The sequence below is a fragment of the Clostridium sp. OS1-26 genome, from assembly GCF_030915445.1.
Lineage (GTDB): Bacteria > Bacillota > Clostridia > Clostridiales > Clostridiaceae > Clostridium_AM.
Genome location: NZ_CP133264.1, coordinates 4,340,160 through 4,362,892, shown reverse-complemented (window position 1 = coordinate 4,362,892; position 22,733 = coordinate 4,340,160). Strand labels below are relative to the sequence as shown.

Genomic DNA, 22,733 nt, shown 5'->3' with positions numbered 1-22,733 from the left:
TTAGTTACTTTTATTCAACCATAACTATTTCATCCATTATCATAGTATTATTAAGTCCTAAAATTCCAAAATGCCGATTCCAAAAGATTAGTGGCTTCATATCTATGGGTACAAATGTATCTACTATAACATCAACTTTATTTTGAAGTTTTTTGTTCCATACTTCATCTAAATAAATATACATATCTTTTGGCTTTTCCTTATTTGAATAAACTATGCTATTTTTAAATACTTCTCTTAAAATCTTGTTAAATAACTGAAGGGATACTCCTGTACTATATAAAGTGATAAGCCCATTTAATAAAGTATCACACTCTTCTTTTTCAAAGTAATGTATCTTATTAGCTAATTCTTCTCCAAATACCTTATTCACTATATCCTTCATTAAAAACTTCTTATAAACTTCTGTTTTACACAATCCTCTTTTAAGATCTAACTCTCCCAAATAATGTAATAAAATATCTAGAAGTACTTCCCTAAGTTCCTTACTTTCCTCAACATTAATGTTAAATAAATCTTTAAAAATCTCATAAAATCTGTAACACTCATTTACTTCCACAATATTGTCTTCTGGTAATGATGCAGTATTAAGCTCATCAAAAGCAATTTCCATATAAGGACTGCATATTTTAGCTGGCACAAATTTTATTCTTTTTCTATTTATTTTTTGTTGATCCGCCTTTAATAATATATCCCAAATATATTTCATATTAATCTTCCTTCACATTTATATTCTGGATAAATTAATTGAACTTCTGATACTAAAAAGCTTAAAATGTCTTTATTTAAATAATTGTCTTTATCTCTTGGTTCAAAATACAAAGTAAGAACTCTCTTTACATTTTCATCTCTTAGTTCATCAATTATAAAATCATTTACTTCATAGCTCTCTTTAACTTCTTCTTTGCAAATTTCCTCTAATTTTACATTATTAAATTTTAAATATTCGGATGCTTTATAGGAGTTTATAACTCTTGCAAGTTCTGTTTTTGTCTTTATTGTGTATGGTTTTTCAAATGAGAGTTTATTAGAAAAATTCACATTAACTTCATTAGTTATAAGTTCATATTCATATTGATAAATTTTGATTTTATTATAATTTATAACACTCCATAAATTCCAAGACACTGCTTCATCTATTTTAGAAGATATTACTACTGATTCATTTGTTAACATAATATAGTTAATATCTACATTTTCAGAATCAACTAAGTATCCATTTTTTTCTCCTTCTTTTAAAATTGAAATGTTATGTTCATAATTAATTTTATCTACACATGGTGTTGGAAAACCGCTGCATTTTAATTTCAACTCTTTTATATTCCAAAGAGGTACCATGTCATATTCTATGTATTTGCTGTACTCTCCAAAATCCACTTCAATTTTAATTATATTTTCATCATTTCCGATTTTATCTTTACATCCTGCTAAAACTACATCTGCAATTTTATGAATATATGGATTATTAATGGTTGTCCATCTTATGTTGCTATTTATAAAGCTTTTATATAATTTACTTACTTTGTCTGTATATTCTTTATTCTCAAATACGTTGAAATAAGCTTCATGAACTTTCCTATCTGTTTCTATAATTCCTTTTATTTTAAGATTACTATTAATAAATTCCTTGAAAATCGAATAATCGCATTTAAGAAAAATCTTGAACATATTTTTAGATTCTTTATTTTCAATCAATTCTATAATCTCTTTTGTATCATATACCTGTTCTTCAATATCCTCTGATAAGATTGGATATAAAAAATCGTCAGTTAAGTCCATCTTTTCTCTTTTTACTATTGTTGAATAAATATTGTATTTTTCTTTTGCATATTGAATCTCACTAAATACTCTTTGTTCTAAGTCATTAAATCTATCTTCAGTGTATTGCTCTAAAGAATTAAATACACTACTCATTATTTTTTTTAGCAATACCCTATCCTCTAAGTCTTTAATTTCATTTAACTTCTCATAAAGTTTACTATCCATCTTATCACCTTGCTTTACTCTCTTATTATGTTTACTTTCCTTGTCCCATAGATTTTTCTACTATAGCTAATTTTTCATCTACCTTTGAGGCTTCATCTGCCATACCTAATTGGTTATATATATCCTTTGCTAAAAGATATAATACCTTAGCAGAATTAGCATCACCAGAAACATATCTTTTATTTGCCTCTTGTGAATATTGGTCTGCTTCTCTCTTTTTATCTGACACATCATTTATCTTTTTATCCATGAGCGTTATTTTTTCTTGTAATTCATTGGCCAAGCTATGTGAATTTATACTTTCAAAGGCCTCTTTAGCTAATGCATAGTACATTTTTGCGCTTACGTAATCTCCTGCTACATATTTTAAATCTCCATTTTTTCTAAGATCTATGGCTTTATTTTGTAATTCTTCTGCTGCTTTTTTCTCCGCTGCAGCATTTTTTGCATTCTCTTCTTCTTGTTTTTTGCCATCTTCCTTAGCCTTACTTGCAGCATCTTCAGCTTGCTTTTTATCTGCTGCTTCTTTATCCTTATCTGCTTTTTCTTTCTCTGCACCTGCTGACTTCTGATCATATATTTTTTGTAACTTATCCATAGCCTCTTTTTTCTCATCTTTTAAATAATAATCTAAAGCTAATTTTTTAGCTTCCAGATAATTAGCTTCTGCTGCCGCTGAGTCACCACCTTCTAGATGTTTATCACCTAAGACTAAAAGATCTGCTACTGTAATACAATTTTTGACTATATTTATTTTTTTAAATATATATTCTCTACCTACACTGCCAGCATCACCTGCTTTTTCTAAAGCAAGTATATACTTATCTAAAGCATCTTCATATTTCTTTTTCTCTAGATTTTTATCAGCTTCCATGATTATTTCTGTATACTTATAGTCTTCATCTAAAGTCTTACTATCATTTTTAAGCTTATATTTTTTAGCTATATCTAAAGCTTTTTTATATTCTTCATTTGCTCTTTGAATATTTCCATCTTTCATATAATCTTGTGCATTTGCTTTACATTCACTCATAGTTGCAATATTATTAAGCTTTTGATGTCTCTTAACATTAAATGCTACAAGTCCTATTGTGATAATCAAAAGTATTGGTATAGCAGTTAATATAACCTTTTTTATTCTCTCTTTTTGTTTTGGATTTATATAAGCTTTTTCTACAAAGGTTAATGCCAAGGTATAATTTTCTAATTTCTTCGGCTGCCTTGATAAAATCATATCTTCTATATTATCTGTTACATCTTTTGGTTCCTTTGCTCCTTCTAGAGCGTCTTCCATTTCTTTATCATCACAATTTTCCCATATTCCTTTTGTAAGAAGTGCAAATACATCGCCATCTGAAAGCTTTATTTTCTTTGATACATATATATTACTTAAATCATTTTTACCTAAATAAGATGAAAGATTATTTCTTTCAGCATGCTTTGATATTTTATCTAATGGAATAATTTCTTTATCTACTAATTCCTGAGTTAAAGATTGATCTTTACTTTTTAATCTTAAATATCCATCTTTAAATAAATAAAATCTAGTATTACCAATAATAGAATAGATTAATTTACTATAGTTTGTTATAACTACTGTAATTGATGCCTTTAATCTTACATATTTGCTGCTTAATATTAATTCCTCATTTACACTTTTTAAATATTTTTTTATGATAAATTTGTTCATAGTTGGCTTTGCTGTAAAATTTCTTATAAAGGCTGTTACTGCTATTTTGGCACTTTCTAGTTCCTTATCATCATCTATTCCATCTGCCATTACATAACATGCATAATCATCTAATTCAATAAATGCAAAATAATCTTTATTTTGTAGAAAAGCTCCCTCTTCTGATATAAAATTTGTTTTAAATTTTGAATTTAGCTTTCTCATCTTCCTCATCCTAACTTGGTTTTAATTCGTTAAAATTCTTTCTTGTTTTTGTTATCAAAATATTTCATAAGTATTATGCTGCCATTACAATTATTGAACTTATTATTGTTTTTAATTTTTTCTATTGTCTCTTCACATATATCATCTAAAGATATGTTATTTTCTTCTAACATATCTTCAATTTCTATCCATCTTAAGCTTTCATATATTCCTTTACTCATGAGTACAATTATGTCATTTTTATGTAGCTTAATTGGGGTATCAGAAATCTCAATATCTCTAAAGGATTCTTGTCCAAGATAATATAGAAGCTTTTTTTCTTTTAGTGCATATACTGCTTCAGATTTTTGGAGTTTTCCTTTATAGTACTCTCTTTTAGCTACTTCATTAATAGAATGTCCTTCGCTTAATTTGATAAGTTCTTTATTTCTAAAAATAGCAAGCATACAATCTCCAACTAATGCGTAATATAATAAATCATCAATTACTACTGCACTTAATACACTAGCTCCACCTTTATCTTTTTCAACTCTCTTTATTATTTCATGATTAGCTTTATTGAAAGCTTTTTTAAAGAAGTATACTATCTTTTCTTTGCTGCCTTCTTCTAAAAACATTTTAGTTATTGTTTTAGCTGCTACAATACTTGAAATTCTTCCTGCTTCATTTTTCCCAAGTCCGTCAGCTAAAACTGCTAATGTTCCATAAGGCGCATATGCTACATCTACATAGTCTTCTTGAATTTCTTCATACCCAATGCTTACTTTTTTCGCAACTTCTAAATTTTTTTTATTTATTTTATTTAATAAAATTTTTCTTATGATTAATAAAATTATTAGTAAAATTCCTAATAAAAATATAAATTCTATTTTTGTGTATTTATTAATATTTAGCATATATCATACACCTACTCATTATCTTCCCATTCAAAATGCTCTCCACAAAAAGGTACAAATAAGAATTTACTTTTCCCAAGTTCAATTACATCATATGCGGAGAGTTCCGTTGGCATATATGCAGGTTCTCCATTTAAATAGGCTATACCTGAAGAGTCTCCCGGTAACAAAACATTGTTCTTCTTTTGGGATCATATACTACTATTGCATGATTTCTACTTGCAATGTGATTGTCACCTATTATTTGAATATCCATATCATCAGCTCTTCCTATAAAATTCTTGCCACTCTTTATTTTATAGTCTTTACCTACTCTCGTACCTTCAATGCATACAAGCCATCCACATACAGGCTCCACTTCTTGATATAAAAGATTTGTTTCTATATTCATATTTTCTTGAATAACTTCTTGTTTATTTTCTTTTTTGCAGTATCTATGTTGCAATATGGGCATATATTACCATAACGTCTTTCGCTAAACATATGACCATTTTGACATCTAATAAGCCCCATATATCTCACTCCATTTCCTTTAATTTAAAGTTTAACTAATATTAACTGCTGCTATATTATTTAAGCAAAAGTTTAACTTTAAAAATGAATAGAATATCTCCTTTTTTTAATTCACAGGGAGTATCCTTTACAATTCTATATTTTTTCCCATCATCTACTTTTTGGATGCTGACTTCACTTGTAGTCGATAAATCTTCTATGTACCATCTGCCAGCAGCATAGTTTAAAACAGCATGTTTATCCTCAATTAATGTTGAATATATGGATAAATTCAAGTCTATAAAAACATCATTATCTACTGTATTTTTCCCTATGAGAAATGAAACTCTTTCACCTATATCCCATCTTCTTACAATCTCATTTTCTTCATTAACTAGTTCAATAGTGCTTATTTTATTTTCATCCTCTATCACTTCTGTTCTATGTAATCTATTGTATAAATTTACAAAACACAATACCCCCAAAGTTATAGCAATAACTATAATTATTCCTTTTAAATATATAGATTCTATTGTAATATAGCCAATTACACATATTAGTGCAGTTATGGCACCTATGAACATATTAATTAGCTGCACGGTTACTGTTAATTTGTTATTAAAATTTATATTGTTATTATTTCGATTCAAAGTAACTCACTCCATTACTTCTTTTTTATGCTAAAAAAACTATCAAACATATTGCTTGTATCTATTGGATTCTTTTTTGATTTAGCTTGTCTTTATCGATATCATTTGTATTTGCATCGAAGCCAAAAAAGCTTTCAAAATATTTATTTAAATTCTCTATACCATCACTTTTGTCTCTATATGTTTTTTTATCATTTTTTGATTTATTATCATTATTATTGCTTGTTTTTTTACTGTTATTTTGATTAAAGTTAGATAACTTTTTGTCATATTCTTTCCTTGAATCTTCATCGCTTAAAACCTGATATGCTTCATTTATATCTTGAAATTTTCTTAAAGCATTCTCATCGCCTCTATTTTTATCTGGATGATACTTTTTAGCTAAAGTTCTAAAAGCCTTTTTGATTTCATCTTTAGTTGCAGTTACTTGTATTTCCAATACTTTGTAATAGTCTTTCATATTACACCTCAGTTTTTTATTTTTGATAGCAAAAGATTTTTCTCTTGAAAAAATCTAATTTATTTTCAAGAGAAAAATCAATTATAGTCTTTTAATATTAAGCGCTATATCCACCTTCTATAGTCACTAAGCTTAACTTGTCCTTCTTTTGTCTTACTATAAGTTCAAATGTACCGATACCTTCAGTATCTCCAAAATGTTCTTTATAATCTACTACAAAAGCATTTGGATAAGTTATTTTTCTTATTACCTGATCAGCAGAAATTACTTCTACAGTAAGCTTTCTGTAACAATCTGCTTTTTCTGCTGGTACTAATGACCAAGTTCCCATTTTTCTTGTACTATCAAATGGATCTCCATCAACAGCAGTTAATATTTTACCGCTTATAATCATTGTGCTTCCTACATCTTTTGAACGAGCATTTGTATCTTCTGGAGTGTCTGTTATAAGCTTTACATTTTGAACGCTTTCTATACTAAGATCAATTGTTTCTGCACCTTCAATTTTAACTTTAAATCCCATTTTTTCATGTCCTCCCTATCTTATTTTTTATTCTCCGAATCCACCTTCAAATTTAACTTTAGCAGTTTTGTCTTTCTTTTGTTTAACATATAGTTTAAATGTACCTACACCTTCTCCATCACCATAATGCTCTTCGTAGTTAACTACAAAGGCATTAGGTAAAGTAAGTTGTCTTACTACCTGTGAAGCAGAAATAACATCTACTTGTACATTTCTATAACAATCTGCTTTTTCAGCAGGTACAAGTGACCATTGTGCTAATTTAATAGTCCCATCTGCTGCCTCTCCGCCTACTGGTGTTAATATTTTACCAGTAATAGCTAATGATGTTCCTAAATCTGTTGAACGCGCATTAGAATCATCTGGAGTATCTGTTTTAAATTCTACAGTTAAAACACTTTCAATATTTAAATTGATACTTTCTGCACCTTCAACTTTTACTCTAAATCCCATTTTTTTGTCCTCCCTTTAATTTTTATTTATAATTAAAATAGATATTATTGATACCTATTAAAATTAACTAGCATCGCTGCGTGTAATTTCCACTTCTAAGTTCTTAACATTACCATTAAATACAAGGTCAATATTACATGTTCCATTCTTATCGTTTATTATAAAGTTAATATCATCCCCATCTTGTATAATGGCATTTATATGCTCTTTATGTGCCATCCATTTGCTCTTGACACTATTTGGATTATTACTAAAGAATTTAACAATATTATCCTCTTTAAAATCATTAGTATAGAATCTTAGCATTCTTTCTATATAAGTTGTTACTAATGTTTTATAGATTGATTCAAAATCATTTTCTGTGGCTTGCAAACTTCTCGCTTTGTATACGGTTATTTGCTTTATCTCTTTTCCTTGTAATTGCGCATTTTCTGATGAAAAAACAAATCCAAAGTTTTTTCTGTTTATTGAATTTTTAATTTCATTAGTAAAGCCTGATATTTCTTTTGCTAGCGTTGTTGTGACTCTTAGTGCATTGTCAGAGGATTCTATATCAAATCTAACTCCTGGATATTCACTAAACACGTCACCATAATATTCTCTTAAGAAATCTGGACATTGGTATGCAGCTGTAATTCCTGCTGCTATATATGAACTTCCAATATAAACCCCTTCTATCCAAAGTTTAAGAATATCTTCTTTTTCTTTAGATAATTCTGCAGAGCCATTTTCTGAAAAGATCATTCTCTTATCTAAAATTACTCCTGATTTTTCTTTTGGAATAACTGTAAAATTAGGTATACATGGAATTGCAAATTCACTATAAGTGTTACGTAATAAAGGCGCACATTTATCCATAAATTTATCAATCCCAGCTGTTGCCACATGATTAAATGTGGTATCTTCTCTTGGTTCAAAACTAAAAAAGATTTGCATACGATATTTCTGAACTACATCTAAAAGCATTGATAAATCTTCCATAGTATTTGAATCTGTCTTTTCAACTTTCTTATTTGCTTTAAATCTTTCTCTTTTAACTTTATTCTTTGCTTGTGCTTCAAGTTCAATAGATGGCACAATACCAAACCAAATTGCATTGGTAAAATCATTTTTATCATTTACTGAACTTAAATAAGTTTTTAATCTTGGCAAATTATTAGAACTAACTAATCTATTAAGCTTTGTATTTGTAACTAATAAAGAAGGTTTCATCCCTTTATTCTTTGTCTGATATTGATCAAAGAACATCTTTACTCCTAAAATCTTCTCAATTAAAGGTTTAACTGTTTTAATAAAATCATCTTTAGAGTTCTTATAAAATTCTAGATAAGTATTATAATTTTCTACTTCTACAGCTAGATCAATTGAGCTTTCCATAGTTGAAGTTAAAGGACAAAATGTTCTTACAACTAAACTCTTTACATAATCAGATTTAACTTCATTAAGAGCATCATAGTCATCTTCAAAAGCTTCTATTAATCCTAAATTTGCATTGTCATCTATCGCAACTAAGGAAGTTTCTTCTGGCTTTGGAGCTTCTAAAACTTTTAGTTCTCCATTTTCTCCCATGCTTAAAACACCTATTTGCAATGGTACATCAGTATTTTTTTCACTATCTGCTCCAAGAAGAAGTCTTGTCTTTATATCTTCAATTGCTAATGGAAGCATTGCCATAATATTGTTGTAATTTCCACTAGCTTCTTCAAACATATCATTAAGCTTGTCCCCTAAATCCAATTTACTTGGATCTTCATCATCTAAAGCTTCATACTTACTGTAATTATATTGAATTTCTTTTCTAGATTGTTTTATATCGTCCATAACTTTTTTTGGTGATATCATATCTAATAAATTTTCAAATTTAAAATCTACATTTGCTATTCCTTGTGCTCTTTTTGTATCAATTAAAGTGAACAGCATCTTTAAGAAATCATTTGATTGATTAATCGGAATTTCTGTTACATGTCCATCTGGAATATTTTCTGGTTTTTTTAATGTATACATAACCTTTTGGTTATTTGCATTGTAGAAGGAATACACAACTGGGGCAAATTTCTCTAAAAATTCATCAAAGCTATTAACTAAAAGAAGTTCGTTAATTTCCTTTATTTTGTCATCATTTAAACTATTTAAATCCTTTGTATCTCCTACAACTGAAATTAAATCTAACCTTTCCGGATTTATTTCCTCAAATAAAATTGTTCTGTTAGTTTGTTGAATAACATCCACTTTTCTAACCCCTCCTAAAAATATTGTATTTCAAATTATATTTGTTTTATTTTTTATAAAATTATAATTTTTAAAATTACATTTTTATTAATTTTTCTTTAAAATTTCAGGTACTTTAGGTTGATAAGAATAATAAAATGATGCATTAGAATTTGCTAATTTTGCAATCTTTCTTGTAGCATTAGCTATTGATCTTAAAATTTTTTCTTTGATCATAACTTTCTTTCCCTTCCTTTAATGCTGGTATTATTGTAAGAATTGATATTGCTAATATTGTTAAACTAATTACAAATGTTATATCTATTGAAATGTAATTAGTGTAAAATCCTATACTTATAAGTACATCTATTACTGAAATTATTATTCTGCTCATTTTTTTAAATTTTTTCTTTTCATCTAATGATAATGGATTATTTTTATGTTCTACTGGTGATACTCTATAAATAACTAATGTTGAAACTATTACAAAAATCATTCCTAAAATTGTTTTATACTTATCGAGTAGTAAGTAATTTATTAAAAGTTCACTTAAATATATTAATATAGTTATTATCAAGCATCCGCCGAAGCTTTCAGCATGATATCCTCCTGTACATGATCTTAAAATTATAAAAGTTGAAATAAACAATAAAGTTAAAATGACTTTGTTCAACATAATTCCCAAAATTAATAAGAGCATTGTAATAATTAATGTTGATATAATAATCTGAAATCCATATATATAAATATCTCTATCTTCTATCTCTATTATTTTATTTTTTACTAAAATGAAAGTTATGTCTTCAGCAAAATGTTCTAGCAAATTTATTCACCTCTTTTGGACAAAATTATAGCATATTTTTTTCAATTTTATTCCTTTCCTTACTCAATAGCGTAATTTTGCTACCGAATAGTATTTTTTGATATTAATTTACATAAAATATAAAAGAAGACAATTCAAAACGAATTTTACCTCGTTTTAAATGTCTTCTTTTATATAATTAAAATAAATTTAATACACTTCTATTGTTTAGATCAATTTCATCAATATTTTTATTGTAAATATATTATCTTTATAAAAATATTCTACAAAGCCATCATATTTTTCTGCTATATTATTTATTATCTTAACTCCCAATCCATGATTCTTTTTATCTTTTTTAGTACTTTGAAATTTTTTCATTGTACTTATAGGGTTTGTCTTAGCTGAATTAGAAATTGAAATGAGCAAATAGTCTTTATATGGATTTATTCTTACATCTATTCTTTTTTTATCTTCATTATTAATCTCTCTAGAAGCTTCTATTGCATTATCAATAATATTGCTTAATACAGATAATAGATCTATAGATTTTATCTTTATTTCCTTTGGTATGTTGGCTTTTACATCTATATTAATATTATATTCTTCTGCTAAAATACTTTTTTGATTTAATATAGCATCAACTATATCATTTCCACTTCTTATTAGAATTGAATCTAAAACTACAACATTATTTATACTTTCTATATATTCTATTCCTTCCTGTATTTTATTATTTTTAATTAAAGATAAAGTACAAATAATATGATTTTTAAAATCATGTCTAAGCTTACGAGTTTCATTATATAATTCCTCTTTTTCTAAGTAGTGTTTTTCCATTATTTCACTTTTCAATTCAATTATTTTATATTCTTGTTCTTTTTCATAATACTTACCTAATTTAAGAAAAATATAATTAATAAAAATAGTTATAATTAAAATTCCAACAGAGCATACTATAAAATATATAGATTTATCAAAATAATATTGCGACATAGCTCCAATTTTACCTATTAATGTCAAAATAATGAATAGTATAGAAAATATAGTTAAAACCATATACCAATATTCTAATGGAATATCTAAATTGGCTTTATCAACAAAATAACAAATCATTTTTAATATAATAAACACTAACATTTTGCAAAGACATACTAAAAATACTCTAGACCAATTTTCTTCAAAAAGCATTTTTTGTAAGTCTATTTTCATAACTATCATTAATATATTGGCTACAACTATATCACTTAAAATCATTACTATAACTGCAATTATTGTAAATATTATTTTATTTTTTAAAGTTCCTTCATATAAAATTACAACCAAAAGTATTAAAACACTAATAGATAAAATTAGTTTACTAATAGAAAAGTATGTCATATTAGTTGAATAATATATAACCATAGAATATAAAATAATTATTCCTGTATATATGCATTTATTAGCTATTTTTTTATTAAAGATATTAGAAAAGAAATTAAAAAATATAATACTTTCACATAATCCAAATGAGAACTCCATTAATTTACTTACTAAAATATCCATAATCTTTACTCTGCATATAATGTAAATGCTCTTTTTATGTCATTTACTCTATATCTACTTATTGGTAATTTTTCTTTATTATCTAGCATTATATCTAATTTGTTGATGCTAAATACATATTTAAGATTAACCATACAAGATCTATGTACTAGAATAAAACTTTTGCCATCAAATTCATTGATTAAACTATTAAATTGAGTATTTAATAATTTGTATTTTACATTAAAAGTTTTTAAATATACTTTTCTATTTATGCACTCAATATATATAATATCATTTAAATATAATTTAACTTTTCCAAAATCAGTATTAAAGACATACTGTTTTTCTTTAACTTTTTCAATGGAATTAACAGCAGAAGTAAACACCTCAACTAGTTCTTCGTCCACCTTTTGCTTTCTTAAAAATCTAAATGGGTTATACTTAAAAGATTCATAAACCAATTCATCCATAGATGTTAAGAATATTATAATAATTTCCTTATTATATTTTCTTACTAAGTTAGCTATTTCAAATCCATTTATTTCTGGCATATCTATGTCTAAAAATAATATATCAAAATGTTCAGCATTTGTAATTTCTACTAACAATTCATTCCCATTAATAAACTTTTTTATATCTATATCTTCATATAATTTATGAGCTATTTTTTTTATCTTATTATACATACATTCCAAAATTATTTTTTCATCATCACAAATAGCTATTTTAACCATATATCCTCCGTATTTCTCCTTATCCTCTAATTAAATACAATAAATTCTTGCAGTTATTATTGTTTTATTTGTGAAATAATAGAATAATTATACTTATATGTATATTATATATAAATTTTAATTTTATTTCTAGTTAAATTTAAATAATAATGCTTGTTTACATTCAACATAAATAACTTCATATCTATTTATTTCTTATTGAAATATCTATATATTTTCTATATTTTATTGTATGAATTACACAATATACATAACATAAATCTCACCTAACCTTCACACAATATTTAACGAGGTGATTTATTTGAAGAGAAAAACAATACTCGCAAGTTCATTTTTATGCTTAATGTTATTTGGCAGCAAAGTTCATGCTCAACCTATATCCTATACAGTAGCTCCTGGAGATTCCATGTGGAAAATTGCAGTAAAATATGAAATTGGAATAAGTGAAATTATATCTGCTAATCCTCAAATTAGCAATCCCGACTTAATCTATCCAGGACAAAAAATAACAGTTCCAAACATACAGGATGTTAAAACCGCCGAAAACAGAGTAATTACTTTAGTAAATGCCGAAAGAGCTAAAGCTGGACTTTCACCTTTAAAAGCAAATTGGCAGCTTTCTAGAATTGCCAGATATAAATCACAGGATATGATAGATAAAGGATATTTTTCACATACATCTCCTACTTATGGTTCACCATTTACAATGATACAATCCTTTGGATTAAACTTCTCTGCTGCAGGTGAAAACATCGCAATGGGTCAACAAACACCTGAACAGGTTATGACAGCATGGATGAATTCACCAGGACACAGAAGTAATATACTAAGCCCTGCATACAGCGAAATAGGTGTAGGACTTGCAAAAAGCCCTAGTGGAGTTTGCTACTGGACTCAAATGTTTATAAAACCTTATTAGTTCAAAATTTCAGCTTTTATCTCTATGTAATCATGTTTAGCTTCGAATGATATTTTTATAAACTAAAAATATCATTCGAAGCTTTCCAAAGGTTATTCTTTTCTTTTATTATCTCCTCCACTAATATAGGTATTCCTTTTTTTATCTTTTCTTCATTAACTGTAGCTATACCTATTCTTATCAGTTTGTCACCATTAAAATTAAATAGATAGTTATCCTTGATGTTTTTAATCCTAACATTTCTCATTCGTAAGTTATTAACTAAGTTTTCTAAACTTATATTGTTATCTATATCAACACTTGCAAAGAAGCCTGATGACGGTATGTTCCATGTTCCACTATTTTTATCTATAGATAGTATTACATCTTTTAAACAATTCATTCTTTCTGTGTAGAGTTTTTTTATCTTTCTTATATGCATGTCAAACATTCCACTTTTAATATATATTTCTAATGCTCCTTGTGAAAGTACTGATGTACTTATATCTGCGCAGGATTTGTACTTAGAAAATATGTTAGTTAACATTTTAGGCAATACCAAAGCTGCAATCCTAAGTCCAGGCAAAAATACTTTAGAATAACTTTTTAAATATATAACTCTGCAATTGTCATCATAAGAGTAAATAGGATCTACTTTGCTATTAATATCTAAATCTCCTAAATAATCATCTTCTACTATATAAACATCATATCTTTCAGCTAGTTTTAATATTTGCTTCTTTTCTTCTGATGAATAGGATCCTCCTGTAGGATTATGAAATCTAGGAATTGTGTAAAAAAACTTTATATTTCCATTCTTAAAAATCCTTTCTAGATCACTAAAGTCTAATCCTTTATAGGTCCTTCTAATCCCAATTGCCGTGACTCCATTATATTCAAGAGATTTTAATACACCATAGTAGGTAGGTTGTTCTACAAGTACATTTTTCTTACCATTAGGAAATGGCAATGTACTCAATATATTAATCGCCTGTTGTGAACCACTGGTTATAAATATTTTATCTTCATCGGTGAATACTTGATATTTTTGAAATTCCTTTGATAAAACTTTTAATAATGGCTGCAAACCTTGAGGATTAGAATAATTAAAAAGACTATCTTTATATATATTTATCGCTTGATTTAAACAATGCTGAAACTCTATATAAGGTAATGCATTGCTATCTGGTGATGCTTCTGAAAAGTTTATTATATTATTGTTATAATTACTATCAGCATTCATATTATTGGGCACTAAATAATAGCCACTTTGTGGTACAGCATATATCATATGATTTTCTTCAAGTTCATCATAAGCTCTAATTACTGTTGCCTTGCTGCAAGCAAAAAATTTGCATAATTCCCTTATAGAAGGCAGCTTTTCACCAGGTTTTATTTTTCCATCAAGTATCTGATTATTTATAAAGTCCAATATTAATTTGTATTTAGCCAAAACATATCACCTCATTCTGTACTGGTACACTTTAATATTCTTATTATTGTTTAAACTAAAAATTACAAATATACTATAACTGTACCATAAAACTTAGCAAAATCAATCTATTATTTTGAGGAGGTGCCTTCATGTTTAAGGAATATAAATGTGATCAATTTACAATATACACAGATAGAAAGAAGGTTAATACAGAAGCCGTGTGTTCCTTTCTATCAAAATCTTACTGGGCAAATACTAGAGATAAAGACACTATTTTACGCTCAATAGAAAATTCATTATGCTTTAGTCTATTCAAGGAAAATACTCAGGTTGGTTTTGCAAGAATTGTTACAGATTATGCAACCTTTGCATATTTATGTGATGTATATATTGATGAAAATTATAGAGGCCTAGGACTTGGAAAATGGATGATGGAATGCATTGTAAATCATGATGAAATTAAAGGTGTTAAAAGAACAATGCTAGCAACTAGCACTGCACATGGACTTTATAAAAAATATGGCTTTTATGCTATATCTAATCCTGAATTATATATGATTCTAAATAGACAAATATAGATAAAAAGCTCATAAGCTAAAGATTTTTTCCTTAGCTTATGAGCTTAATTTTGCTTATTTACAGCCTTGTAACATTACATCTAGAATTATATCGTCAGTATTTGCCATACCTTCATTTGATACTCTTCCTAAGTTTTGTATTGTCTTTTCTACTGAATCATCAAGTATACCATCTCTTGAAGGTATAAATACATTTTTATTTGCCATTTTAGCTGCATCCACTGCTGCATTTACTGATATAGCTAACTTATAGGAACATCCGATTTTAGCTCCATCACATATCATTCCGCTTATACCAGCTATCATGTTTTTAATAGCTCCGCCTATTTGCTCAAGAGTTCCACCTAAAAGATATGATAGTCCTGCACTAGCCCCTACTCCAGCAGCAACTCCACATCCACAAACTGGTGATAATGATCCTGTGTAGCTTTTTATATATACAGTAACTAAATGGCTTAAGGTTACCGCTCTAACTATTTTTTCATTGTCTATATTCATTCCTTCTCCAATAATAGCTATAGGTAATATAGCAACTAATCCGTGATTTCCGCTACCTGCACTGCTCATTACTGGTAATGGGTGTCCTGCCATTCTTGCTTCTGAAGCAGCTGAAGTAATTGCCTTAGCATTCTGCTCTAAATCCTCTTTTTCACTTTTTAACATATTTCCAAGTCCGATACCTAGATTGTATTTTAAGTCGTCATCAGCAATTCTTTTGTTCATAACAATTCCTTCGTTTATGAACTTAATTTTCTCAAACTCTATAGTATCAACAAATTCTTTTAAATCAGCAATAGTAAATTCTCTAATTCTATCTCTTAAAGATGGTTTTGCAGCTTCCTCTTTATCATCTTGGGCTGAGATACATTGTCCATTTTGCTCAAGCAGCACTACATTTAAGTGAGTCTTTTTAATAATTACTCTTGAAGTATTGTTTTTACCTTTTGTAATTACTTCAATATAAAGACCTGTAACATCCTTTTTTAAATCTAGATTTATCATATTTTTTCCCATTAGCTTAAGGGCTTCTTCTAAGCTTTCATTTGTCACCTCTTTTAACACTTCAAGCTTATATTCTGATTTTCCTACGACTAATGCTAAAGCTGCAGCAACTACTATTCCCTTCTCATTCGTTCCTGGTATGCCTACTTCTTTACCATTCTTTAATACATTACGGTCAACTAATATATCTAATGTTTCCACTTCTTCTTCTAATAATTCTTTAGCCTTTGCAACTGCATATGCAACTGCAGTTGGTTCTGTACATCCAAGTGCTGGAACAACCTGATCCTTTAATATGCTTACTAATAATTCATTGTTTTTCATCTGTTATTACCTCCTAGATTTTATCTATAATTATTAATAAGCAAATATCATGCCAATGATTTTACGGCCTAACTACGTAGATTACCTTCTTATTTTTCTCAAAAATAAGAATTATATTTATGAAAACATTGGAATTCCACTTTATAACCGTTTACACCCTACTTCAACGCTTTTCTCAAAAATGATAATTAATTATTATTTTTGAGAAAAATGCATGTATACTCTTATTCCTCAAGCTTACGATATAGTGTAGCTGGACTTATTCCTAATTTTTTAGCGATTATTTTTTTTGCATCAGTATCAGCACCATAACGATCAATTAATTTACTGATTATCTGCTTTTCGTATTCTGCCACCATCTCTTTTAATCCTTTTTCAATTAAAGGGATATCTTCATCGCTAGTCATTCTTTTAATTATGGTGTCCAGCGTAATATATTTTTCTTTTTCAAAGTTGATAGCATATTCTATTAAATTCTGTAATTCTCTTACATTACCTGGCCAAGAATAAGACATTAAAGCATTTTTAGCGCCGTCAGTAAAGCCTTCGATGTTTTTTTCATATATTCTGTTGTACCTATTTAAAAAATACATTGAGAGTTCTAATACATCATATCCTCTTTCTCTTAACGAAGGTATAGTAATAGGAATTACATTTAATCTGTAGAATAAGTCCTGTCTGAACTCTCCCGTCTCTACCATTTTGTATAAATTCTTATTTGTAGCTGCAACAATTCTTGGGTTAACCTTAATAGTATTTAACCCTCCCACTCTTACAATTTCTTTTTCCTCAAGCACTCTAAGTAACTTAACCTGCATATGAAGAGGCAAGTCACCTATCTCATCTAAAAAGATAGTTCCATCCTTTGCGATTTCAAATTTACCCATCTTACCGCTGCTGCTGGCACCTGTAAATGCACCTTTTTCATATCCAAAAAGCTCACTTTCCACAAGGCTATCTGGTATTGCACCGCAGTTTATTGGCATAAAGATTTCATTTTTTCTATCACTTTCAAAATGAATCGCCCTAGCAAAAAGCTCCTTACCTGTACCACTTTCCCCTAATAATAAAACTGGCACATTTTGCTTTGAAATAAGTCTCACCTGTTCTTTAACTTGAGAAAATGCAGGACTGTCTCCTATAATGTTTTCAAAAGTAAATAGTGAATGTTTTTCACTTGCTTTCAAAACAGACTGCTGTAATTTATTAAAATCCTTAAAGGTTATAACTGCACCGGAAATCTTTTCATTAACTTCAATAGCTTTTATTGATAAGAGAAACACATATCTATAATTATTATAACTAATAGATACTTGCTCTTCTTCTATGCAATAGTTTGTCTTCTTAAACTTATCAATTATTTTGTCATGAAGTATTTCATTTATGTTTTTACCTACTATTCCAAAATCTTTTAGTCTAAATTTTTCTTTGATATATTTATTTATACTAAGTATTTTATTTTCATCATCTATGATTATAATACCTTCATTTACAGAGTCAATTACCGTTAGTAATTCTTTTGATTTATACTCTAGTTTATTATTGATGCTTTTCTCTCTGATTCTTGAAGAAATAAATTCACTTAATCTCTTATCAAAATCTGTATAGCTATCTTTTTTCTCCAGAAAGGTCTTCTTTTGCCTTTCATCAAAAATAATCATTCCAATAACGCCTTCAACTCTGTCATCTATAATTATAGGAAAACAGACTTCTGCTTTTTCATCGCAAACTCCTCTTATATCACAAGTAGTACATTCACTGCAAATTGTAGGATCCTCAATGAGATAAGGTTCTCCTGTTCTTACGCACCTTTCAAATACTGAGTTCTTAGGACCGTATGCTCCTATTTTCTCCCTAAGTCTTCCTGTTGCTGCTATTCTAAGGAGATTTCTGTCCATAATTGTTACGTCAATACCCACTATCGCTTTAATTGTTTCAGCGATACCTTGCAGCTCATCTTTAATAAGATGTATCAAAGGTCCTTCCCCCATTCTTCCTTAGTTCTAATTTAAAATACTATTTTTATTTAAAAATAGTATAGCATTTATTTTTTCTTTTGTCCTATAGTAGATATTTTGACATTTACATGTGTATCTATTATAGCATCACAGAATGCCTTATCACTATCATAGTTTCCTTGTCTTCCATATTTAGCTGCTGCATATTTTCCAAGATCAATCCAATCTGTTTGATATTCTTTTTGCATTTTCTCCAATTCGATCTCTAATTTTTTCTGCAAATCTTCTGCAAATACTTTTTCTATATCTTTAACCTCTTCTTTAGTTATCAGATTTTTATCTATAGTATCTACCTTTAAATCTCCAATAAGGGTAACAAAAATGTCATACTTTAAATGATTACTCTCTTTTGAAACCTTCACCTTAAGTTTATTTTTATTTTTAAAATAAGCTTCATAGTATTCATTTCTTTCTGGCTTGTTAATAGCTAGATATCCTAATCCATCATTATTTCTCAAAATATTTATTAATCTAGCTTCATCCAAAGAAACCTTTTTAATTATTTTATCTTCCTTAAATAATGCAAGCCCTGAAACTTGAAATCGTTTTTCCTTTGCTTCCATATAAGGTATAACAATCTTTCTCCCTTCCTGATAATACATTTTTAAAACTTCTGATACTTCATTATTGGTAGGAAAGAAGTTATCCATACAAATAAAGTTTAAAATTCCACGAATTTGTTCTGCCATGGTGGATGCCGATGTTGGATTCATTTTATATACATCTTTTGCTGGTTCTCCACTTACTGCTATAGATGCTACTACTCTTCTCATAGGATCCCTTATCTGTCCATCTAATATATCTTTAATTCCATACCTTGCTCTTTCTTCTCCAATTAAATAAACTATTTCTGTTCCCAATATCAATTTCCTATTGGACTTCATCTGGAGTTCATTTGCAGTACTATATATAGATTTACTTCTACCACTAAAAACTTCGTGTTCTATTTTTCTTTCACCTTTAAAAGTAAAAGTTTCTAATGTGTCTCTATATTTATATCCAACTCCCTGATTTTCTATATCGTATCCTAATCCTATTGCTATTCCCAATTCTTCCTGAGCTCGCATGTTATAACACCCCGAAAATATAATAGGAATTATAATAACAAACGATAGTATTTTTATTACTTGCATTATTATCACTTCCTAGTAGATAATTATTTCATCTTTAGTTTATATAAAATATTGTATATTATCTTGTTTTAAAATAAACTAATACTGCAGTTACAACTCCCCAAAGTACTCCAAATATCACTACATATGGAGTAATAACGTCTAGAATTTTTGTTCTATTATATTCCGGTATAAAAAAATAACTTAGACCCAAAGTAAAAATTGAACATAAAATGCAGCATCCTCTATAATTTATTTTTATAACTTTTGACAAACAGTAGGAGGATGCAAAAAGATAACAGACTAAAATTCTAAATATAATACTGCTCCATAAAAGCATTAGTAATGTTATAAAGTTTTCAATTAATGGTAGATGTATGGTAGATACTAAATAAAGAAGAGGATAAGAAACCTTCGAAGTTAGTTCCCATCCAAGTGAATAAATAGTCATAAATATATTTAATGTATATATAAATATTATTGTAAAAACCGCAATCATACCTGCTTTTGGGGTACTTTTTCTATTAGTTATAAATGATATGGAAATATAGCTTATTTCCACACCTGTGTATGAATACAAAGTAGCAGGTATTGCTTTAATTATATCCTTATAGGAAGTAATAATAGGTTTTATATTTCTTATCTCTCCTCTTGGAATAAAAAATATCATTAAGGCTATAAATCCTATCATCAGATAAAAAAACAGTTCGCATAGCCTTCCTACATTAGTGAGTCCATATATAGCTGAATATATAGTTAATAACATAACTAATATTAGTATTATATAACGGGGTATATAATTAACAATAGTTAAGTATAATACATTAGCGAAACCAGATAAGATTGCCAGTTCAAAAAAAGAAAGATTGCAAAAAAAATAAAAATTATTATATTAGTTAAAAACTTGCCATATATTTTATTGTTTAGTTCCTTGAAGTCAATATGTTTCATTTTTTTATCTATATAAGCAGCCATTAACACAACAACAATAGGATATATACCACCAATTATTACAGATATCCATCCCTGCTGATGAGCATCATTAGCAACATTCTGGGCAAGAGATAAAATTCCTACTGCTATCATTGCGCTATGTACAAGGGCTATATACTGGTGTTCAGTTATTTTATTATTTATATTCATTGCAGTTCCTCTTACAATTTGTCATTCTTTATTTTAAAGGTTATTTATTTTTTTTATTCTTACTTATCTCAAAGCCAGAAGCTCTAGTATTTAAATTTTCTATTTTAGATCTTGTAAAAGTATCCCTTAATCCTTTAAATCTTAGCGGAGCATATGGTGTAAAATATGGAACACCAAAAGAATCCATTCTTATTAATGTTACAATTATTAATTGAATTGCAACCAAAAGTCCTAAAAAGGCAAAGAAATTAGTCATTAAAAGAACTCCAAAGCGCAATAATCTAATAGAAAGTGCCATATCATAATTAGGAATAAGAAAAGTGCATATAACAGTAATAGCCACAACCACTAGTGTAGTTGGGCTTACCAGTCCGGCTAAAGTAGCTGCCTGACCTAATACAATACCTCCAACTATTGACAGTGTTTGCCCTACTGGGTTTGGAAGTCTAAGTCCTCCCTCTCTAAGGATTTCTACTAAAATCTCCATAAAAAGTATCTCTAAAAAGGGTGGCAGTGGAATATTTTGCCTTGTACTTATAATTATTTTTATTAAATTCAAAGGTGTAAGCTCACTATTATAGTTTAAGAGTATAAGATATAAAGAAGGTAAAACTAGGACTATTATTAAAGCTAAAAACCTGATAAGTCTGTCGAAAGTTCCAAGCAAGACTCTATTTGCATAATCCTCAATATCCTGAAAAAATTCTACAAAACAAACAGGAAGTATCATTGCATATGGAGCCCCCTCAGCTAATATGGCTGCCTTACCTTGAAGAATGTCCGAAATTACCTTAGTCGGTTTTTCACTGGTTTTAACTTGAGGAAAAATTGACCAATCGGAAATTTTCATTAATTGACTTAACATTCCTGGCCCTAATATTTGCTTAGCTTTTATAAGATTTATACTGTTTCGAATATTATTTAACACCTCAGGATCAATTGCATTATCCAAATAAATAAGAACTGAATCCATCTTGTTTTCTTCCCCAAATATAAAAGTCTCCATTTTTAAGTTATCATTTTTAATTCCTTGCTGAACCAATGATATATTAGTTTCTAAACTTTCAATAAAGGCTTCTCTTCCACCTCTTATTACTTTTTCAACATTTGACTCTGTAACAGCTCTATGTGCTGCTCCTATGGTTTTACAGACTATAACGCTATTCTCATTTTCTATTAAAATTATACATTTTCCACGCTTCAACTCCATAGATATTAAATTTAGGTCTGACGTAACCTTGACATCACTTGATGCTATATATCTTTTCGCTATATAGTCTGTCTTACACTCAACGTTGTTTATTGCACAATGAACATGAAATAATAGAGGAAATATTATACTATTTTCTATAAATTCTTGTTTCGCAAGGTTACTAATATATAGTATAAAACATCTAATATTATCTTTAATTATTATCTCTCTTTTTACAACATTGAAGTTTGCTGGAGAATTAGCTAAAATTGTGTTTATATTATCATCTAGGTTATTTGTAAGAGAATTCATGTTATACAGCACCCCCTGCATAAACTCTAATATTCCTTTTTGCTTTTATATTTACCTAAAAAGTTCAAATATATTCGTACATTATACTGCAGTC

19 protein-coding genes and 3 pseudogenes are annotated in these 22,733 nt (G+C 28.1%); 2 read left to right on the top strand and 20 right to left on the bottom strand.

Annotation, left to right across the window (positions count from 1 at the left end):
- Window positions 1-10 precede the first annotated feature (10 nt).
- The 14 genes and pseudogenes from RCG18_RS21580 to RCG18_RS21515 all read right to left on the bottom strand — a co-directional run bounded on the left by RCG18_RS21580 (window position 11) and on the right by RCG18_RS21515 (window position 12,625).
- Window positions 11-709, bottom strand: a complete 699-nt coding sequence (locus RCG18_RS21580) for a hypothetical protein (protein WP_308038064.1) — start codon at window positions 707-709, stop codon at window positions 11-13.
- On the bottom strand, window positions 706-1,986 hold the full coding sequence (locus RCG18_RS21575; RefSeq protein WP_308038063.1) for a normocyte-binding protein: 1,281 nt from the start codon (window positions 1,984-1,986) through the stop codon (window positions 706-708). The genes RCG18_RS21580 and RCG18_RS21575 overlap by 4 nt, the downstream gene beginning before the upstream one ends.
- A gap of 31 nt (window positions 1,987-2,017) precedes the next feature.
- Window positions 2,018-3,880, bottom strand: a complete 1,863-nt coding sequence (locus RCG18_RS21570; RefSeq protein WP_308038062.1) for a serine/threonine protein phosphatase — start codon at window positions 3,878-3,880, stop codon at window positions 2,018-2,020.
- Between the two features lie 29 nt (window positions 3,881-3,909).
- A complete protein-coding gene (locus RCG18_RS21565; RefSeq protein ID WP_308038061.1) occupies window positions 3,910-4,776 on the bottom strand; it encodes a protein phosphatase 2C domain-containing protein in 867 nt (288 codons plus the stop codon).
- Window positions 4,777-4,787: 11 nt separating this feature from the next.
- A pseudogene (locus tag RCG18_RS21560) lies at window positions 4,788-5,289 on the bottom strand (FHA domain-containing protein).
- 56 nt (window positions 5,290-5,345) lie between these two features.
- Window positions 5,346-5,852: an FHA domain-containing protein gene (locus RCG18_RS21555; protein ID WP_308042075.1), complete on the bottom strand. Its 507-nt coding sequence runs from the start codon at window positions 5,850-5,852 to the stop codon at window positions 5,346-5,348.
- An 80-nt stretch (window positions 5,853-5,932) separates the two neighbouring features.
- Window positions 5,933-6,378 (bottom strand): annotated as a pseudogene (locus RCG18_RS21550) (J domain-containing protein).
- Window positions 6,379-6,475: 97 nt separating this feature from the next.
- Window positions 6,476-6,901, bottom strand: coding sequence for a membrane-associated protease 1 (locus RCG18_RS21545; protein WP_308038059.1), 426 nt, complete (start codon window positions 6,899-6,901; stop codon window positions 6,476-6,478).
- Between the two features lie 27 nt (window positions 6,902-6,928).
- Window positions 6,929-7,354, bottom strand: a complete 426-nt coding sequence (locus RCG18_RS21540; RefSeq protein ID WP_308038058.1) for a membrane-associated protease 1 — start codon at window positions 7,352-7,354, stop codon at window positions 6,929-6,931.
- 63 nt (window positions 7,355-7,417) lie between these two features.
- Complete coding sequence (locus RCG18_RS21535) at window positions 7,418-9,583, bottom strand: transcriptional regulator (RefSeq protein WP_308038057.1); 2,166 nt, start codon at window positions 9,581-9,583, stop codon at window positions 7,418-7,420.
- An 87-nt stretch (window positions 9,584-9,670) separates the two neighbouring features.
- Complete coding sequence (locus RCG18_RS21530; protein ID WP_308038056.1) at window positions 9,671-9,799, bottom strand: cyclic lactone autoinducer peptide; 129 nt, start codon at window positions 9,797-9,799, stop codon at window positions 9,671-9,673.
- Window positions 9,765-10,385, bottom strand: coding sequence for an accessory gene regulator B family protein (locus RCG18_RS21525; protein WP_308038055.1), 621 nt, complete (start codon window positions 10,383-10,385; stop codon window positions 9,765-9,767). The genes RCG18_RS21530 and RCG18_RS21525 overlap by 35 nt, the downstream gene beginning before the upstream one ends.
- A gap of 207 nt (window positions 10,386-10,592) precedes the next feature.
- Window positions 10,593-11,909: a GHKL domain-containing protein gene (locus tag RCG18_RS21520; RefSeq protein ID WP_308038054.1), complete on the bottom strand. Its 1,317-nt coding sequence runs from the start codon at window positions 11,907-11,909 to the stop codon at window positions 10,593-10,595.
- Between the two features lie 5 nt (window positions 11,910-11,914).
- Window positions 11,915-12,625 carry a LytTR family DNA-binding domain-containing protein gene (locus RCG18_RS21515; protein ID WP_308038053.1) on the bottom strand — a complete coding sequence of 237 codons (711 nt, stop codon included), beginning with the start codon at window positions 12,623-12,625 and terminating at the stop codon, window positions 11,915-11,917.
- Window positions 12,626-12,926: 301 nt separating this feature from the next.
- Here RCG18_RS21515 and safA point away from each other — a divergent pair, with 301 nt between their 5' ends.
- Window positions 12,927-13,544, top strand: a complete 618-nt coding sequence (safA, locus tag RCG18_RS21510) for a SafA/ExsA family spore coat assembly protein (protein ID WP_308038052.1) — start codon at window positions 12,927-12,929, stop codon at window positions 13,542-13,544.
- A 55-nt stretch (window positions 13,545-13,599) separates the two neighbouring features.
- On the opposite strand, the gene RCG18_RS21505 is transcribed toward safA, so the two are convergent.
- Window positions 13,600-14,976 (bottom strand): PLP-dependent aminotransferase family protein, encoded by a 1,377-nt coding sequence (locus RCG18_RS21505; RefSeq protein WP_308038051.1) that lies wholly within the window; start codon window positions 14,974-14,976, stop codon window positions 13,600-13,602.
- A gap of 131 nt (window positions 14,977-15,107) precedes the next feature.
- On the opposite strand from RCG18_RS21505, the gene RCG18_RS21500 reads away from it, so the two are divergent.
- Window positions 15,108-15,536: a GNAT family N-acetyltransferase gene (locus RCG18_RS21500; protein ID WP_308038050.1), complete on the top strand. Its 429-nt coding sequence runs from the start codon at window positions 15,108-15,110 to the stop codon at window positions 15,534-15,536.
- Between the two features lie 54 nt (window positions 15,537-15,590).
- On the opposite strand, the gene RCG18_RS21495 is transcribed toward RCG18_RS21500, so the two are convergent.
- The 5 genes and pseudogenes from RCG18_RS21495 to RCG18_RS21475 form a co-directional block, all read right to left on the bottom strand.
- Window positions 15,591-16,862 carry an L-serine ammonia-lyase, iron-sulfur-dependent, subunit alpha gene (locus RCG18_RS21495; protein ID WP_308038049.1) on the bottom strand — a complete coding sequence of 424 codons (1,272 nt, stop codon included), beginning with the start codon at window positions 16,860-16,862 and terminating at the stop codon, window positions 15,591-15,593.
- 224 nt (window positions 16,863-17,086) lie between these two features.
- Window positions 17,087-18,838 (bottom strand): sigma 54-interacting transcriptional regulator, encoded by a 1,752-nt coding sequence (locus RCG18_RS21490; protein ID WP_308038048.1) that lies wholly within the window; start codon window positions 18,836-18,838, stop codon window positions 17,087-17,089.
- Between the two features lie 68 nt (window positions 18,839-18,906).
- Entirely contained in the window at window positions 18,907-20,013 is a 1,107-nt protein-coding gene (locus tag RCG18_RS21485; protein ID WP_308038047.1) for a Ger(x)C family spore germination protein, read from the bottom strand.
- Window positions 20,014-20,071: 58 nt separating this feature from the next.
- A pseudogene (locus RCG18_RS21480) lies at window positions 20,072-21,078 on the bottom strand (GerAB/ArcD/ProY family transporter).
- A 97-nt stretch (window positions 21,079-21,175) separates the two neighbouring features.
- Entirely contained in the window at window positions 21,176-22,639 is a 1,464-nt protein-coding gene (locus RCG18_RS21475) for a spore germination protein (protein ID WP_308038046.1), read from the bottom strand.
- Between the last annotated feature and the right edge of the window lie 94 nt (window positions 22,640-22,733).

What these genes read in the sequence shown, in the direction of transcription:
- RCG18_RS21570 (WP_308038062.1), bottom strand. Translation starts at nt 3,880, where the DNA reads ATGAGAAAGCTAAATTCAAAATTTAAAACAAATTTTATATCAGAAGAG.
- RCG18_RS21565 (WP_308038061.1), bottom strand. Translation starts at nt 4,776, where the DNA reads ATGCTAAATATTAATAAATACACAAAAATAGAATTTATATTTTTATTA.
- RCG18_RS21540 (WP_308038058.1), bottom strand. Translation starts at nt 7,354, where the DNA reads ATGGGATTTAGAGTAAAAGTTGAAGGTGCAGAAAGTATCAATTTAAAT.
- RCG18_RS21495 (WP_308038049.1), bottom strand. Translation starts at nt 16,862, where the DNA reads ATGAAAAACAATGAATTATTAGTAAGCATATTAAAGGATCAGGTTGTT.
- RCG18_RS21545 (WP_308038059.1), bottom strand. Translation starts at nt 6,901, where the DNA reads ATGGGATTTAAAGTTAAAATTGAAGGTGCAGAAACAATTGATCTTAGT.
- RCG18_RS21515 (WP_308038053.1), bottom strand. Translation starts at nt 12,625, where the DNA reads ATGGTTAAAATAGCTATTTGTGATGATGAAAAAATAATTTTGGAATGT.
- RCG18_RS21500 (WP_308038050.1), top strand. Translation starts at nt 15,108, where the DNA reads ATGTTTAAGGAATATAAATGTGATCAATTTACAATATACACAGATAGA.
- RCG18_RS21485 (WP_308038047.1), bottom strand. Translation starts at nt 20,013, where the DNA reads ATGCAAGTAATAAAAATACTATCGTTTGTTATTATAATTCCTATTATA.
- RCG18_RS21580 (WP_308038064.1), bottom strand. Translation starts at nt 709, where the DNA reads ATGAAATATATTTGGGATATATTATTAAAGGCGGATCAACAAAAAATA.
- RCG18_RS21475 (WP_308038046.1), bottom strand. Translation starts at nt 22,639, where the DNA reads ATGAATTCTCTTACAAATAACCTAGATGATAATATAAACACAATTTTA.
- RCG18_RS21575 (WP_308038063.1), bottom strand. Translation starts at nt 1,986, where the DNA reads ATGGATAGTAAACTTTATGAGAAGTTAAATGAAATTAAAGACTTAGAG.
- RCG18_RS21530 (WP_308038056.1), bottom strand. Translation starts at nt 9,799, where the DNA reads ATGATCAAAGAAAAAATTTTAAGATCAATAGCTAATGCTACAAGAAAG.
- RCG18_RS21520 (WP_308038054.1), bottom strand. Translation starts at nt 11,909, where the DNA reads ATGGATATTTTAGTAAGTAAATTAATGGAGTTCTCATTTGGATTATGT.
- RCG18_RS21555 (WP_308042075.1), bottom strand. Translation starts at nt 5,852, where the DNA reads ATGTTCATAGGTGCCATAACTGCACTAATATGTGTAATTGGCTATATT.